This is a genomic window from Alcanivorax sp. 24 (genome assembly GCF_004360225.1).
Taxonomy (GTDB): domain Bacteria; phylum Pseudomonadota; class Gammaproteobacteria; order Pseudomonadales; family Alcanivoracaceae; genus Alloalcanivorax; species Alloalcanivorax xiamenensis.
Window position 1 is genome coordinate 1 of sequence record NZ_SNUA01000092.1, and the last position, 449, is coordinate 449.

1 protein-coding gene is annotated in these 449 nt (G+C 42.8%); it reads right to left on the minus strand.

Annotated features, from left to right (window positions below):
• Positions 1 to 209, minus strand: a 209-nt coding sequence (locus E0L37_RS21725) for an MnmC family methyltransferase (protein WP_205655687.1), incomplete at its 3' end; no start/stop codon positions are given.
• Positions 210 to 449 lie beyond the last annotated feature (240 nt).

Below are 449 nucleotides of genomic sequence, written 5' to 3' on the forward strand. Positions count from 1 at the left end.
ATACTGTTTTGTACGTCACCAAAATAAAGGTCGAGTATTAGTTTGCCGCCTGCAAATTCAAGGCGATGACAGCCGGCCAAATTAATTGGGTATTGAGTAATTAGTTGCTCACTATACTTGCTTAAACTAGGCCAGGCTTTGAGAGCTTGAGCAAGGTCATCACGCTTAACAGGAAATTTTTCAAAAGAGATAAAGTGCAAGCGGGTCACGCTTTTTTTACCACTGTGGGGCGGATGATTTCGAACTTATTGCTCTGCATGCTGCCTATCAAGGTGAGCAGCAAAGTGCTGCCATGTATTTAAAAAGTTAAGCCCGGTACCAAAGCATGTTTCTGCAATTGCAAAGCGGTCGCGGCCATGATGTTGTAATCACTGCGGGCAAGGTTTTTGTTTATGACACACATAATGTAATGAGGCTACGCACTGTTCATTACTGAATACACCATCATA